Source organism: Gordonia ajococcus (assembly GCF_012974285.1).
Taxonomy (GTDB): Bacteria; Actinomycetota; Actinomycetes; order Mycobacteriales; family Mycobacteriaceae; genus Gordonia; species Gordonia amicalis.
This window is the reverse complement of sequence record NZ_CP052884.1, coordinates 4,120,484-4,134,943: the sequence shown is the minus strand read 5'-3', so window position 1 is coordinate 4,134,943 and position 14,460 is coordinate 4,120,484. Positions and strand designations below refer to the sequence as shown.

At 67.6% G+C, this 14,460-nt stretch carries 13 protein-coding genes; 9 read left to right on the top strand and 4 right to left on the bottom strand.

All coding sequences use genetic code 11. From position 1 onward, the window contains the following. Positions 1 to 84: 84 nt before the first annotated feature. The 4 genes from GAA2_RS18725 to GAA2_RS18710 are packed head-to-tail and all read left to right on the top strand — an operon-like array spanning position 85 to position 5,169. Positions 85 to 882 carry a lysophospholipid acyltransferase family protein gene (locus GAA2_RS18725; protein WP_191834507.1) on the top strand — a complete coding sequence of 266 codons (798 nt, stop codon included), beginning with the start codon at positions 85 to 87 and terminating at the stop codon, positions 880 to 882. A 19-nt stretch (positions 883 to 901) separates the two neighbouring features. Next, positions 902 to 2,551 carry an AMP-binding protein gene (locus GAA2_RS18720; protein ID WP_191834506.1) on the top strand — a complete coding sequence of 550 codons (1,650 nt, stop codon included), beginning with the start codon at positions 902 to 904 and terminating at the stop codon, positions 2,549 to 2,551. Between the two features lie 3 nt (positions 2,552 to 2,554). Then, positions 2,555 to 4,000 carry a wax ester/triacylglycerol synthase domain-containing protein gene (locus GAA2_RS18715; protein ID WP_191835026.1) on the top strand — a complete coding sequence of 482 codons (1,446 nt, stop codon included), beginning with the start codon at positions 2,555 to 2,557 and terminating at the stop codon, positions 3,998 to 4,000. Continuing rightward, on the top strand, positions 3,997 to 5,169 hold the full coding sequence (locus GAA2_RS18710) for an alpha/beta hydrolase family protein (protein WP_191834505.1): 1,173 nt from the start codon (positions 3,997 to 3,999) through the stop codon (positions 5,167 to 5,169). The genes GAA2_RS18715 and GAA2_RS18710 overlap by 4 nt, the downstream gene beginning before the upstream one ends. Positions 5,170 to 5,196: 27 nt before the next feature. Here GAA2_RS18710 and GAA2_RS18705 read toward each other — a convergent pair whose 3' ends face one another. From GAA2_RS18705 to GAA2_RS18690, 4 genes are all read right to left on the bottom strand, one after another. After that, a complete protein-coding gene (locus GAA2_RS18705) occupies positions 5,197 to 6,549 on the bottom strand; it encodes an alpha/beta hydrolase domain-containing protein (RefSeq protein WP_159404955.1) in 1,353 nt (450 codons plus the stop codon). Beyond that, positions 6,546 to 6,935, bottom strand: coding sequence for a carboxymuconolactone decarboxylase family protein (locus GAA2_RS18700; protein ID WP_159404954.1), 390 nt, complete (start codon positions 6,933 to 6,935; stop codon positions 6,546 to 6,548). Before GAA2_RS18700 ends, GAA2_RS18705 begins: the two co-directional genes overlap by 4 nt. Next, positions 6,932 to 8,374 (bottom strand): SDR family oxidoreductase, encoded by a 1,443-nt coding sequence (locus GAA2_RS22970; protein WP_159404953.1) that lies wholly within the window; start codon positions 8,372 to 8,374, stop codon positions 6,932 to 6,934. The genes GAA2_RS18700 and GAA2_RS22970 overlap by 4 nt, the downstream gene beginning before the upstream one ends. Positions 8,375 to 8,707: 333 nt before the next feature. Next, the gene (locus GAA2_RS18690) at positions 8,708 to 10,174 is read right to left on the bottom strand and encodes an aldehyde dehydrogenase (protein WP_159404952.1); all 1,467 of its coding nucleotides are present in this window, start codon (positions 10,172 to 10,174) and stop codon (positions 8,708 to 8,710) included. 64 nt (positions 10,175 to 10,238) lie between these two features. Between GAA2_RS18690 and GAA2_RS18685 the strand changes: the two genes are divergently transcribed. From GAA2_RS18685 to GAA2_RS18665, 5 genes are read left to right on the top strand one after another with little or no spacing between them, the layout of a single operon-like run. Continuing rightward, on the top strand, positions 10,239 to 10,820 hold the full coding sequence (locus GAA2_RS18685; RefSeq protein WP_006434747.1) for a TetR/AcrR family transcriptional regulator: 582 nt from the start codon (positions 10,239 to 10,241) through the stop codon (positions 10,818 to 10,820). Continuing rightward, positions 10,820 to 12,064, top strand: a complete 1,245-nt coding sequence (locus GAA2_RS18680; RefSeq protein WP_159404951.1) for a cytochrome P450 — start codon at positions 10,820 to 10,822, stop codon at positions 12,062 to 12,064. The genes GAA2_RS18685 and GAA2_RS18680 overlap by 1 nt, the downstream gene beginning before the upstream one ends. Then, a complete protein-coding gene (locus GAA2_RS18675; protein WP_159404950.1) occupies positions 12,064 to 12,894 on the top strand; it encodes an SDR family oxidoreductase in 831 nt (276 codons plus the stop codon). The genes GAA2_RS18680 and GAA2_RS18675 overlap by 1 nt, the downstream gene beginning before the upstream one ends. Next, positions 12,891 to 14,258 (top strand): cytochrome P450, encoded by a 1,368-nt coding sequence (locus GAA2_RS18670; RefSeq protein WP_159404949.1) that lies wholly within the window; start codon positions 12,891 to 12,893, stop codon positions 14,256 to 14,258. The genes GAA2_RS18675 and GAA2_RS18670 overlap by 4 nt, the downstream gene beginning before the upstream one ends. Further along, the gene (locus GAA2_RS18665) at positions 14,258 to 14,455 is read left to right on the top strand and encodes a ferredoxin (RefSeq protein WP_024497636.1); all 198 of its coding nucleotides are present in this window, start codon (positions 14,258 to 14,260) and stop codon (positions 14,453 to 14,455) included. Before GAA2_RS18670 ends, GAA2_RS18665 begins: the two co-directional genes overlap by 1 nt. The last annotated feature ends 5 nt before the right edge of the window (positions 14,456 to 14,460 follow it).

The window sequence follows — 14,460 nt, the reverse complement described above, 5'->3', positions numbered from 1 at the left end:
TCGACCACCAGGTCATCCAGCTCACGGGCGACCTCCGGCGGTGATCCGCGCGAGGCGGAAACCCAACCACAGGAGTGCTCCACGATGAGTGCCGATACCTTCGACCTCACCGCTCGCGACGAGACCTGGGTCAAACGGGTGCTACCCGTCCTGAAGCTCGTGGCCAAGACCTACTTCCGCTCCGAGGTCCGGGGCATGGACAAGGTTCCCGACGGGGGCGCCCTGCTGGTCTCCAACCATTCCGGCGGGCTGATGGCCTTCGACGTCCCGGTGATCAGCGTCGCATTCGCCGACGAGTTCGGACCCGACCGGCCGCTGTACACCCTCGCCCACGACCTCATCTTCACCGGCGCGGGCAAACAGATCTTCGGCAAGGTCGGCTTCCTGCCGGCCCACCCCAAGAACGCCGTCGCCGCACTCAGAGCCGGTGCCGCGACCATCGTGTTCCCCGGCGGCGAATGGGAAGCGCTGCGTCCCACCAGCCAGTCCGCGACGATCGACTTCCACGGACGCACCGGCTACATCCGCACCGCTCTCGAAGCGGGCGTCCCGATCGTCCCGATCGTCACCATCGGCGGCCAGGAGACACAGCTCTTCCTGAACCGCGGCGGCAGCCTCGCCAAGCTGCTCGGATTGCAGAAGCTGCTCCGGGTCGACAGTGCACCGTTCGCGTTCGGCTTCCCGTTCGGGCTAACCGCCCACTTCCCGCCGAACGTGCCGCTGCCGTCGAAGCTGGTCACCCAGGTCCTCGACCCCATCGACATCACGGCCGAGTTCGGGACCGATCCCGACCATGCCGAGGTGGACCAGATGATCCGCAAGCACATGCAGCATGCCCTCGACGGGCTCGCCCGCGAGCGCCGGTTCCCGGTTCTCGGCTGACCACGAAAGGAGCTCGACGATGATCACTCGGTTCCGCGATCGCGTCACCACCTACACGTGGCTCGTTCGCACCCTCGTCCGCAGCGGCTTCCTCGGCACGCTCCGACTCGACCGCTACATCCGGATGGGTCTCAACCTGCGTCGCCACGGTGGTGCGTCACCGGTGAGCGGAATCGGTCTGGCCGCCGCCCGTGCCCCGAAGGCCCTGGCCCTGATCGACGAGGCGGGCCGGCTCACATGGGGCGAGCTGGACGCGCGCTGCGACGCCCTGGCCGTCGGACTGCGTGAGCTCCCCGGCGCTCCGGTCACGACCGTCGCGATTCTCTGCCGCAACCACCGCGGACTGATCGAGGCACTCGCCGCGACGTCGCGGCTCGGTGCCGATGCGGTGCTGCTCAACACCGGCTTCGCCGGACCTCAGCTCGCCGACGTCCTCGAGCGGGAGGGTGCCGACGTCCTCATCGCCGACGACGAGTTCGACGAGGTCATCGCTCCGGCGGCGGAACGGCTTCCGTGGATGCGCCGCATCCACGCCTGGACCGAGACCGGGCCGGTCTCGGGTTTCACGGCCGACTCGCTCATCGACGCGAACCTCGGCCGGCGACCCGCACGGCCGGAGCGCGCCGGACGCATCGTGCTGCTGACGTCGGGCACCACGGGTACCCCGAAGGGCGCGCGTCGCGGTGGGAGTACCGACATCGCGTCGCTGGCCGCGATGCTCGATCGCATTCCCTGGCGCGCAGGAGAATCCACGGTGATCGCGGCACCGATCTTCCACGCCTGGGGATTCGGGCAGGTCGCCATCTCGGCGACCATGACGTGCACGATGATCATGCGCCGCCGCTTCGACCCGGTCGCGACCCTCGACCTCGTCCGCGACCACGACGCGACCGGACTCGCCGTCGTCCCCGTGATGCTCGAACGCATCATGGACCTGCCCGACGAGGTTCTCGACGCGCATCCGATGCCCAGTCTGCGATTCGCCACGGCGAGCGGTTCGCGGATGCGTACCGATGCCCTGATCGCCTTCCTCGACCGCTTCGGCGACGTCGTCTACAACAGCTACAACGCCACCGAGGCCGGATTGATCAGTACCGCGACACCCGAGGACCTGCGCATCAGCCCGGACACCGCCGGCCGGCCGCTGACCGGCACCAGCGTCCGGATTCTCGACGACGACGATCGCGAACTCCCGGTCGGCGAGATCGGTCGCATCGTGGTCGCCAACAACTCCGGATTCGACGGATACACGACCTCGGACACCAAATCCTTCAGCGATGGGCACATGGTGTCCGGCGACGTCGGGCGGCTCGACGAGAACGGCCGGCTGTTCGTGGTCGGCCGCGACGACGAGATGATCGTCTCCGGCGGCGAGAACGTCTATCCGCTCGAGGTCGAGCAGGTCATCGGTGCCCTCGACGAGGTGCACGAGGTCGCCGTCATCGGGGTCGACGACGACAAGTTCGGTCAACGTCTGGCCGCGTACGTGGTGCGGACTCCGCAGACCCTCATCGGTGCCGACCAGATCCGCCGGCACGTCAAGGAACAGCTCGCCGGGTTCAAGGTTCCGCGCGACGTCGAGTTCCTCGACGAACTGCCCCGCAACGCCACCGGCAAGATCCTCAAGCGCGACCTGGAGTCGGCCGGACCGGAACGGAAGGTGAGCTGAATGATGAACGCACGCAACACACCTGACGTCACCGAGTTGTTCGCCGGTGCCGATGCCGGTTCGGGTGCCGAGCGCATGACGGGGCCGGACGCACTGATGCTCAACATGGAGACCCCGTCGAACCCGATGCACACTCTCAAGGTCGCGGTGCTCGACACGTCCCGACACGGTCGTCCACTGTCACTCGCCGAGATCGCCGACGTCCTGCCGCGCTTTCTCGGAATGTTCCCGCGTGCCACCCAGCGGGTGCGCTGGGTGCCCGGTTGTTCGGCGCGCCCCTTCTGGGTGCAGGACAACGGTTTCGACGTCGCCGACCACATCGACGAGGTGTGGGTCGGCGCCCCGGGTGGACGCACCGAACTCGACGCCGTGCTGTCCGAACTCGCGGTCGCGCAACTCGACCGCAACCGTCCGCTGTGGGCACTCACCCTGGTTCACGGTCTCGACGGCGGTCGGCAAGCGGTCGTGGTCCGGGTCCACCACGCGGTGGCCGACGGACTCGCGGCGCTCAACACCTTCATGGCTGCCACCGCCGAACCGGGCGATCGTGTTTCCATGGCACCTGTCCCCGAGGCTCTCGTGCAGGACACGAGGGCCCTCACGAAGGCGGCGCGCACAGAGTCGCGTCGACTGGTCCGTCGACTCCCGTCCGTGGTCTCCGCGGCCCGGCACGCGGTGGCAGCGCGGCGCAAGGCGTCCCACGGCGAGCTGATCCCGAAACCGCTGACGGTGCGCCGTACCAGCTTCAATGCACGTAGCGGGGCGAACCGGGTGTGTGCGTCGGCCGACATCGCGCTCGCCGACATCCAGCGGATCGCCCTGGCCGCCGGCACCACGGTGAACGGTGCCCTGCACGGTGTGATCGCCGGTGCGATCAGGGACGAGCTCATCGCGCGCGGCGAGGAGCCGGGCACCTCGGTCACGATCTTCGGGGTCTGCAAAGACCTCGGGTCCAACCGGGTTCACGGCAACGAGATCGCCACCGCCATGGCGTATCTGCGCTCCGATCTGGCCGATCCCGTCGAACGGATCGTCGCGACCGGCGAGAGCTGCGCGGCCACCGTGGCGTGCCGACGGGACGTCGGCTTCGAACTGACCGAGAAGCTGGCGACCTATACCGGACGGCTCGGTCCGTTCTTCCGCGGGCTGGCCGCCAACCGGGCACCGCTGGTGATGAACAACATCACCACCGCCAACATGCCCGGCCCCCGGACCACGCGCTGGATCGGCGACATCGAGGTTGTCGACTGGATCTCCTTCGCCCTGGCGATCGCGCCGGCCGACGTGAACCTGACGACCTACAGCTACGCCGGACGGCTCAGCATGGGACTCATCGCGACACCGGAATCCATGCCGGACCCGGCCGGGTTCCTCCGCCGGGTCGTGCGGGCGGTCGACGAGGCGACCGATGCGCTCGGTATCGGCGAGATGGCACGGGAGGCCAGTTGATCGACTGGGAGACCGAACGAGCCCGGCTCGGACTGTTCGCCGGCGTACTGCCTCGGGCGATCGGCAGCTCGATCGCGGCGGGACGAGGAAACCCGAAGACGGGTATCCCGGCAGCCGGGTGCGGGCCGCGGCAGGTCGGGGAGACCGCGATCGACGAACTGTTCATCGCGGTCAACTCGGTGATCCGGGACATCCCGCCGATGGAGACGGTCGAGGACATGGTGGCGCGATGCGCCGACGTGGCCGACGAATTCCTCCGACTGGGACCCGCTGGGATACACCGGGATCCCGGTGCGCCCAGAATCCTGTCGCGCGACCGCAAGGTCTTCGGCACCACGTCGTTCGAGCACATCGACTATGCCGTCGACGCGAAGTTGCCGGCATCGGTGGCGTCGCTGGACCCGTACGCCGACGGCATCTCGTCGGTTCGGGTGATGACGAAGCGCCGGGCCGGCGCCCGATGGCTGATCTGGGTGCATGGTGCCGCGCAGGGACGACCGGATGACCTGTATGCGTTCCGGGCGGCGCATCTCCACAAGAAGCTCGGCTACGACGTCGCGTTCCCGGTGCTCCCCGCGCACGGACCCCGGCGCGTGACGAAGGTGTCCTATCCGGGTTTCGACCCGCTGGTGAACACCCTCATCACGGTCCGCGCCGTCGCCGAGATCCGGTCGCTGATCACCTGGATCGAGAGTCACGAACCAGCCGAGATCTCGATCGCCGGAACGTCTCTGGGTGGCCCCATCGCCGCCCTGGCCGCGTCGATGGACCCGCGGATCGCCGCAGTGCTCGCGGTGGTGCCGATGCTGGACATGCATGCGACGCTCGCCCATCACATGTCTCGCGGCGGACCCAAGGGGCAGCGCCTCGCATCGTTGATGCGCGACGAGTCGGTGCGCGAGGTGGCGAGCGTCATCAGTCCGCTGTCGGTGCAACCGATCGCAACCCCGGACCGCCGGATGGTGGTCGCGGCACTCAACGACCGCGTGACCTGGGTGTCGGCTGCACAGCAGCTCCACGAGCACTGGGGTGGACGCATCCACTGGTATCCCGGAAGCCATGTCGGCCATGCCATTTCGACCGGCATCCGGCACGCGACGGACGGATTCCTGAGTGAACGCGCGCGCCCGGCCGGCCCGGCCGAGGAGGGCAAGCGGGCGATCAACTGACGTCGCCCGCGACGAGTCCCGGAAATCCTACTCGGGCACCATGTCCGGATTCGCGTCGGCGATCAGCTCGTCCCGGTCCTCGACCAAGACGAACCCGGCGTTGATGGCCGCGTCGGCGGCGTCACGATAGTGCTTCTCGTATTCGTCGCGTGTGCCGTAGCGCTCTGCGAGCAGATGCGCGGGGACGGGGTGGGTCGATCCGAACAGTAGGCAGATGCGAGAGATCGGATCGGGGACAACGCCACTCAACACATGCGTCGGCGCGTCGACGCACGGCGTACGGACGCCGCCGAGGACGTTGCCGATGTCGTCGACCTCGAACTCGGGTTCGGCAGTCGTCACCCCGCGCAGACGCAGCGGATCGGCGACCGGTGGCGGATCCCCGCCGTCGGCCCACGCGCGGAGATGGCGCAGCCCCGCGCGCAACACGAAGCGCTGCTGGCCGCGGTTCACCGGATCGGGGCAGCCGAGGAACTCCTCGAAGTCGCCGATCTGATGCAGGTCGGCGTGTGAGGTACCGGCGATCTCCCACACCCGCAGACGGTCCGTGTCCGGCTGACGAACGAGGTGGTAGCGGAAGTTGGTCAGCAGATCGGTCTCGGTCTGCACGACGAGGACCGGTGCGTCGAGATCGGTACGGATCCTGGTGGGTTCGCCGCTGAACACGGTGCCCACATCGATGCCCGTACCCACGTCGCCGGCGGGCAGACCTGCAGCCGCACGACTGTGGATGAGGAACCCGTCGAAGTCCCCGGCGGCGGCCACCGCGTTGACATAGGTGGTCAGGGCCATCGCGGATTGCGATTCGCCGACCGCGAGCACCATGCCGACGGAGAGTCCGGCGAGCGGGTGATACGGGGTCGGTGCCTCTCCGGAGTGGTCACCACGAACCGCGTATCCGATCGAGCGGAAGATGTCGTAGCAGTAGGCGTCACCGGGGTGATGTAGTCCGCCGTAGCGGCCCGGGTCCTTGGCGGACAGACTCTGGGGTTCACCGGTGGCGACGCCCACCGAACCGGTGCCGCCCTCGACACCGACGTACTGTGCCGAGACCCCCACCCAGGCGTAACCCGCGCGCACCAATTCGGCGGCGAGATAGGAATACTCGGGCGCGGCATCACTGCCGCTGCTCACGTTCAGCCACTCCACGACGGCACAGCCGTTGAACGCGGCCGCGTTTGCGGGGCGTCGGACGACCAGCCGGGTCGTGAACTCGGCCGGAGGTGTGTCTCCGTCGCCGACGAGCCGGTCGGCGATTCCCGACGCGGCGTATTCGGTGTCGGTGTATCCGGCGGCGGCGAGGTCGGGCACCGGCGAGGCACTCAGCAACGAGGGACCCTTGCCGTCTGCCAGCGGGCGAAACATGATGTGCTTGTTCACTTCTGCTTCCGGTACTTCTTGATGACCTCACCGAACATGAAGTGCATCTTGGTGCCCTGGGGCCAGCCGATGTAATAGCAGAGGAAGAGACTGATCTCCTCGAGCTGTTCGGGCGTCAGCTCGCCGTTGCCCAGAGCGGCCCCGGCCTGGATCTCGGCGACGTCGATGTTGTTGCCCGCCGCGAGTGCACCGAGCAGGATCAGTCGCCGATCCCCGTCGGAGAGACCCTCGCGAGCCCATACGTTGCCGAACACCTGGTCGGCGGTGTGCGCGAAGTAGTCGCCGGGACCATCGCTCACCTCCCAGCCGTAGACCTCGGACATCCGCCTCAGGCCGCGCTTGCGCACCTCGTCGGGTGCGTCGTCGGAGACATTGGATCGGGTCATGCGGTTTCTCCTTCGAGATGGGGGACACCGAGTCCGGGGGCCAGCTCGCGGAGTGCGATCTGCCCGAGAGGCAGGTCGACGCCGAGTTCGTCGCCGAGCGCGAGCGCCAGCGAGAGGTCCTTCTCGCCCAGTGTACGAACGCCGGTGAAGATGCCGTACCACGGATCGTCGGTGTCGAGCGTCGCCGTGGTCTCCCGCAGCATGATCGCACCGGCACCGCCGGTGACGGCGTCGGTGTGCCGAACGACTTTGCCCAGCTTGGTGATATCGAGCCCGGCAGCCTCGGCGAGGCGCGCCGCCTCGGTGGTCGCGGTGAACGAGATGAAATGCAGGAGGTTCCTGGCGAGCTTCATCTTGGTGCCCGCGCCGACCTCCGGGCCCGCGTGCACGAGCATGTCGGCGGTGAGCCGGAAGGGCTCTTTGAGCTTCTCGTAGGCCTCGCGCGGGCCGCCGACCATGATCGCCAGCCGTCCCGACGCCGCTCCCATCGCGCCACCGGAGATCGGGGCGTCGAGCAGGACCACGTCGCGGGCCGCGCACTGTTCGGCGAGGTCGACCGCGGTGTCCGGTCCGATCGTGGAATGGACGGTGATGATGGTGCCCGGACGGGCCGTCGACAACAGTCCGTCGGGCCCGGTGACCACCGACCTCACCTGCTCGTCGTTCAGGACGCAGATGCCGACGATGTCGGTCCCGGCGGCGAGTTCGGCGAGTGAACCGGCCGCCTTCGCACCCTTGTCGACGACCTTGCCGATCGCCTCGTCGGAGAGCAGGAACAGGCACATCCCGACGAGATCTTCGGGCTTGCCGAACCGTTTGAGCGGCAACCGGTTCACGATGTCGGCGACCATCTCCTTCGGGGTGGTCGTGCGGGTGGCCTCGGTGTCGATGGGGCCGGGTGCGATGGCGTTCACCCGGATGTTCTGCCCGCCGAGTTCGGTGGCGAGCTGCTGGGTCAGGCCGTTGACGCCGACCTTGGCGAGACCGTAGAAGCCGCTGTACAGCCATGCGGCGGTGGAGGACTGGTTGACGATGGCGCCGCCGCCGTTGGTCATGTGCGGGTAGACGGCGCGGGTGACGTTGAGCGCACCGTCGAGGTTCACGGACATGAACTTCTTGTAGTAGTCCCACGGCACGGTGATGAGGAAGTCGAGCTTCATGCCGCCGTAGATCGCCGCATTGTTGACCAGGCCGTCGATGGAGCCGTAGGCGTCGACCGTCGCCGCGGCGAGTGCCTTCGCCGACTCCTCGTCGGCCACATCGGTGCTGACGTACAGTCCGCCGATGTCCGCCGCGACCTGCTTGCCCTTCTCGTCGGCGAGGTCGGCGACCACGACGTTGGCGCCCTCGGCGGCCAGTGCCCGCGCGTAGGCTTCGCCGATCCCGCCGGCGGCGCCGGTCACGATGACGGTCTTGTTCTCGAAACGCTGGGAACTCATTGTCCTGCTTTCTGTGTGGGTGGTGGGGGGTGGACTTCGTGACGGGCCTCCGCGAGCTTCGGGTCCGCTTCGGGGCTTCGACGCGGTGCCTCGCTTCGCTCGGTACCGGCTCAGCCGGCGGTGGGGTTGCCGGCTCAGCCGGCGGGGTGGGAGGCGTTTCTCGCTTCGCTCGGTACCGGCTCAGCCGGCGGGGGAGGTGGTGGTGTGGGCTCTGTGACGGGCCGCTGTGGGGGCTTCGACGCGGTGCCTCGCTTCGCTCGGCACCGGCTCAGCCGGCGGGGTCGGTGCCGGCTCAGCCGGCGGGGTTGGTGCCGGCTCAGCCGGCGGGGGAGGTCACGCGGGTCGCGCGACGGCCTTGGTCTCCAGGTATTCCTCGAAACCGGCGACGCCCATCTCGCGGCCGATGCCGGACTGTTTGTAGCCGCCGAACGGGACGTCGGCGGAGTACCAGATGCCGCCGTTGACGCCCATGGTCCCGGTGCGAACACCGTTGACCACCTTGTTGATCCGGTCCTCGTCGGTGCCGTAGACCATGCCCGACAGTCCGTAGGGGGAGTCGTTGGCGATGCGAACGGCGTCGTCGTCGCCGTCGTGGGCGATGATCACCAGGACCGGACCGAAGATCTCCTCCTGCGCGACGCGTGCCGAGTTGTCGAGTCCGGAGATCAGCGTCGGCTCCACGAAGAAACCGTTGGGCTTGTCGGCCGGGCGGCCACCACCGATCTCGATGGTGCCGCCCTCCTGCTTGGCGAGTTCGATGTAGGACTCGACGCGCTGACGCTGACGCTCGGAGATCAACGGTCCGCAGATGGTGCCCGAACTCGTGGGGTCCCCGGCCGGGAGACCGGCCAGCGCGTCGCGGGTCGCGGTGATCGCCTCGTCGAGCCTGGGGCGAGGCACGACGAGGCGCGTGGTGATCGCACAGCCCTGGCCGGCATGGGTGACGACGTTGAACGCCGCCATCGCGCAGGCCGAACCGATGTCGGCGTCGTCGAGCACGATGAACGCGGACTTGCCGCCGAGTTCGAGGAACACCTTCTTCAGCGACTCCGACGCCGCGGCCATCACCTTCTTGCCGGTCGCGGTGGAGCCGGTGAAGGAGACGAGGTCGACGCGGGGGTCGGTGGACAGTTGCTCGCCGAGGCGGTGATCGGTGGAGGTGACGATGTTCAGGACGCCGGGTGGAAGGTCGGTTTCCTCGGCGACGACCTTGCCGACGAGCGCCGCGCACCAGGGGGTGTCGGGTGCCGGCTTGAGGACGACGGTGCATCCGGCGGCGAGGGCCGGCCCGATCTTGGCGAAGTTGATCTGGTGGGGGAAGTTCCACGGCGTGATCGCACCGACGACGCCGACGGCCTCCGACCGAAGCTCACGATGGTTCTTGATGCCCATCGGCCTGGCCTCGCCGAGATCGCGGGACCACTCGTAGCTCTCGGCGAGGTCGGCGAAGTAGCCGAGATCGGTCACCGGTCCCTCGAACTGCGGGCCGTGGGTGAGGAACGACGGGCAGCCGACCTCGGCGATCGTCAGTTCGCGGAACTCGTCGGCGTGGGCGAGGAGGGCATCGCGCAGTTGTCGTAGGCAGCGGGCGCGGAAGGCGTGGTCGCGCGACCACTCGGTGGTGTCGAAAGCGGTGCGGGCGGCGGCGATCGCGGCGTCCATGTCGGCGGCGGTGGCCTCGGCGGCCTGTCCGATGACCTCCTCGGTCGCGGGGTTGACGACGTCGAAGACACCGCCGCTGCCGGGGGTGAGCTTGCCGTCGATCAACAGATCCGACGCGGTTTCGGGGCGAAGGGGCATGAGCTGGAACTCCATCTGGACAGGTGTCTGGACTCGCGTTCAAACCTAGTGTAGCGTGGCTCACATGTCCAGCCCCGTATCCCAGGAATCCACACGTCGCCGCCTCACGCAGCAGCAGGCGGAGACGGTCTCGCGGCTCACCGAGGCCGCGGTCGACGTGCTGAACGCCGAGGGTTTCGACGGGCTCACGGTGCGGTCGGTGGCCAAGATCGCGGGTGTCGCGCCGGCGACGGCGTACACGTACTTCTCGTCGAAGAGCCATCTGGTCGCCGAGGTCTTCTGGCGGCGGCTGTCCGCGGGGGTCTCCGAACCCGATCCCGCCGCGGCGCCGAGCGAGCGGGTCGCGCAGGTGCTCCGCGAGGTGGCGCTCGTCGTGGCGGGGGAGGGGCAACTCGGTGGTGCGGTCACCGTTGCGCTGCTGGGGACCGACCCCGACGTCGAGCACCTCCGCGTCCGCATCGGTGCGTTCATCCGCCGGCGTCTGGCCGCCGCGCTCGAGGAGGATCCGGAGAATCCCGGGCCGCTCCTCGACACCCTGGAGATGATCTACTCCGGCGGCCTCGTCTACGCCGGCATGGGGCACATGACCTATGAGCAGACCTCCGAACGTCTTGTCGCTGCTGCGCATCTACTGATGGAGAAGTGATGACCGAAACGACATCGGTGCCGGGGATGGAGCGAGCCCTCCCCTTCGACCCGTATGCCTATGACTTCCACGAGGATCCGTATCCGACCTACGCCCGGCTCCGTCGGGAGGCGCCGGTCTACTACAACGCCGAGATGAACTTCTGGGCACTGGCGAATCACGCCGATGTCCGCGCGGGATTCCGTGACGTGCAACGGTTCTCGAACAGCTGGGGCGTGTCGATGGACCCGTCGGCGTACGGGCCCGACGCACACAAGTCGATGTCCTTCCTCGCGATGGACGACCCCAAACACATGCGCATCCGCAAGCTGGTCTCGAAGGGCTTCACGCCGCGCCGCGTCAACGACCTCGCCGGCCGGATCACCGCGCTGACGCACCAGCACTGGAGCAAGTGCCTCGACAGGGGCGAGTTCGACTACGTCCACGACTTCGCCGCACTGTTGCCCATGGACGTCGTCTCCGAGCTCCTGGGAGTCCCCGAAGCCGACCGGACACATCTGCGGCACCAGTCCGATCTGCTCCTTCATCGCGAGGACGGTGTCCTCGACATCCCCGAGGCCGCGATCCACGCGTACATCGAACTGCACAAGTACTATTCGGAACTCATCGCCGACCGGCGGAAGAGTCCCGGCGAGGATCTGGTCTCGGCATTGATCGAGGCCGAGATCGACGACGACGCGACCGGCGAGAAGATCAGGCTCACCGAGGACGAGATCGTCGGTTTCATGGTCCTGATGGTGGTCGCGGGTAACGAGACCACGACGAAACTCCTTGCCAATGCGCTCTATTGGGGCTGGCGTAATCCCGACGAACTGGCCAAGGTGTTCGCCGACCCCGAACTCGCGGTCCCGCAGTGGACCGAGGAGACGTTGCGCTACGACAACTCGACCCAGATCGTCGTGCGTCGCGTGATCGAGGATGCACCCTACGGCGACCACGTGATCCCGGCCGGTGACCGCGTCCTCCTCCTCGTCGGTTCGGCGAACCGTGATCAGGAGGTCTTCGGGCCGGATGCCGACAAGTACGACATCGGGCGCGACAACGGCCAGGCGTTGATGAGCTTCGGTCTCGGAGCGCACTTCTGCCTCGGCGCACATCTCGCCCGTCTCGAGGCCAACATCGGTCTCGGCGAGGTGATCCGGTCGATCCGCGCGGTCGACATCGACATCGACAAAGCCGTGCGCGTGCACTCGGTCAACGTGCGCGGCTTCGCCGAACTCCCCGTGAAAGTGACGGTGCGCTGATGGGTTTTCGTCCTCATCCCGAACGTCGGCCGGTCCTCGTCGCGGGTGCCTCGTCGGGCATCGGAGCGGCGACGGCCGAACACCTCGCGGCGGCCGGCCATCCCGTGGCCCTGGCGGCCCGCCGAGTCGAGAAGCTCCAGGAGCTGGCCGACAAGATCATCGCCGCGGGCGGCGAGGCGGTCGCCGTACCGCTCGACGTGACCGACGAACAGTCCGTGGTCGACTGCGTTGCGAAAGCGGAGGCCGCACTCGGCGAACTCGAGATCGCGGTCGCCGGAGCCGGCGACCTCGCGGTCGGGCTCTCCTACGAGACGAGCCCGGAGCATTTCGCCGATCAGGTCAACATCCATCTCACCGGCGCCTACCGGATCTACCGGGCCGTCATCGGTGGCATGATCGACCGTGCCCGAGGCGATTTCGTGTTCATCGGTTCCGATGTCGTACTCCACCCGCGGCCCTGGTCGTCGGCCTATGTCGCGGCGAAGTCGGGGATCGACGGAGTGGTCGCCACCATCCAGCTCGAACTCGAGGGCACCGGTGTGCGAGCAGGTGTGGTCCGACCGGGACAGACGCTGACCGGCATGGGCATGAACCTCGACCAGAAGACCACCGAGGACATGCTCAACGACTGGATCAAGCACGGCTTGGCCCGCCACGGCAACTTCCTCGAACCCCAGCACATCGCGCTGGCCGTCGCGGCGATGGTCACCATGCCGCGCGGTGCCCACATGCGCGCGGTCGAGGTGGAGGCCGAGGGTGCGGTCTCCCGGGACCGGGCCACGACACCAGAAGACCCACAGTCGACGAAGGACAAGGGGACCCATCGATGACCGCCACCACCGCATCAGGTCTGAAGAAGCCGCATCGAGTCTCGGGCGGCGAGAGCGAACACGGCCATCTCGACGAACTCGCGAGCGACCCGATCTCGCTGTTCTGGCGCGTCCGCGAGGAATGCGGCGACGTCGGCATGTTCCAGCTCGCCGACCGCGAGGTGGTGCTGGTGTCCGGGGCCGCGGCCAACGAGGAGTTCTTCCGCGCGCCCGAGGAAGACCTCGATCAGGCTGCCGCCTACCCGTTCATGACCCCGGTGTTCGGCGAGGGCGTCGTGTTCGACGCGAGCCCCGAGGAGCGGTCCAAGGCGATCCACAACTCAGCGCTCAAGGGCGCCCACATGAAGCAGCACGCGGTGACGATCCCGAACGAGGTGGAGCGCATCATCGCCGAGTGGGGCGACGAGGGCGAGATCGACCTGCTCGACTTCTTCTCCGAACTCACGCTCTACACCTCGTCGTCGTGCCTGATCGGACGCAAGTTCCGGGAGCGGCTCAGCGGGCACATCGCCCACCTCTTCCATGACCTGGAGAAGGGCACCGACCCAATCGCGTACGTCGACTACAAGGCCGACATCGAGAGCTTCCGCAAACGCGACGAGGCGCGTGCCGAACTCGTCGAGTTCATCCAGGGCGTGATGGACGAGCGCATCGCGAATCCGACTGAGGACAAAGACGATCGCGACCTGATGGACGTGCTCGTCCAGGTCGGCTTCGACGCCAACACGATCACTGGCATGTTCATCTCGATGATGTTCGCCGGCCATCACACGACGTCGGGCACCGCCGCGTGGACGCTGATCGAGCTGTTGCGCAACCCGGACTACATGTCGCGCGTCTACGACGAGCTCGACGAGATCTACGGCGACACGCCGGCCGGTGAACGTCCCGAGTACACCTTCGCCCGCACCCGGCAGATGCCTCGGCTCGAGAACGCCCTCAAAGAGGCGTTGCGCCTGCACCCGCCGCTGATCATCCTGATGCGTGTGGTGCAGAAGGATTTCCACGTCGAGGACTACGAGATCTCCGCCGGTCAGTCGATCGCGGTGTCGCCGGCGATCTCCAACCGCCTGCCGGAGGACTTCCCGGACGCGGACACCTTCGACCCCGACCGGTACGACAAGCCGCGGCAGGAGGATCTGGTCAACCGCTGGACCTGGATTCCGTTCGGGGCGGGCCGGCATCGTTGCGTCGGTGCGCAATTCGCGATCATGCAGCTCAAGGCGATCTTCTCGGTGCTGTTCCAGAACTACGAGTTCGAGATGCTGCAGCCGTCCGAGAGCTACCGGAACGACCACTCGAAGATGGTCGTTCAGCTCCAGCAGCCGTGCCGCGTTGCCTACCGTAAGCGTCAGGACCGCTGATGCGCATCGAGGTCGATCTGGATCTGTGCCAGGGCCACGGCATGTGCGAGCTCGAGGCCCCCGAGGTCTTCGCGACGAAGACCGACCATGTCGAGATCCTCGACGCGACTCCCGACGAATCCCGGCGCGCCGAGGTCGAGGCGGCCGTGCAGTACTGCCCGACGCAAGCGTTGCGTCTCATCGAAGATGACGAGTGAAGGTG

Excerpts from the sequence above, each read along its gene's own strand:
- GAA2_RS18665 (WP_024497636.1), top strand. The coding sequence starts at position 14,258 with ATGCGCATCGAGGTCGATCTGGATCTGTGCCAGGGCCACGGCATGTGC.
- GAA2_RS18720 (WP_191834506.1), top strand. The coding sequence starts at position 902 with ATGATCACTCGGTTCCGCGATCGCGTCACCACCTACACGTGGCTCGTT.
- GAA2_RS18680 (WP_159404951.1), top strand. The coding sequence starts at position 10,820 with ATGACCGAAACGACATCGGTGCCGGGGATGGAGCGAGCCCTCCCCTTC.
- GAA2_RS18690 (WP_159404952.1), bottom strand. The coding sequence starts at position 10,174 with ATGCCCCTTCGCCCCGAAACCGCGTCGGATCTGTTGATCGACGGCAAG.
- GAA2_RS18715 (WP_191835026.1), top strand. The coding sequence starts at position 2,555 with ATGAACGCACGCAACACACCTGACGTCACCGAGTTGTTCGCCGGTGCC.
- GAA2_RS22970 (WP_159404953.1), bottom strand. The coding sequence starts at position 8,374 with ATGAGTTCCCAGCGTTTCGAGAACAAGACCGTCATCGTGACCGGCGCC.
- GAA2_RS18675 (WP_159404950.1), top strand. The coding sequence starts at position 12,064 with ATGGGTTTTCGTCCTCATCCCGAACGTCGGCCGGTCCTCGTCGCGGGT.
- GAA2_RS18700 (WP_159404954.1), bottom strand. The coding sequence starts at position 6,935 with ATGACCCGATCCAATGTCTCCGACGACGCACCCGACGAGGTGCGCAAG.
- GAA2_RS18670 (WP_159404949.1), top strand. The coding sequence starts at position 12,891 with ATGACCGCCACCACCGCATCAGGTCTGAAGAAGCCGCATCGAGTCTCG.
- GAA2_RS18725 (WP_191834507.1), top strand. The coding sequence starts at position 85 with ATGAGTGCCGATACCTTCGACCTCACCGCTCGCGACGAGACCTGGGTC.
- GAA2_RS18685 (WP_006434747.1), top strand. The coding sequence starts at position 10,239 with ATGTCCAGCCCCGTATCCCAGGAATCCACACGTCGCCGCCTCACGCAG.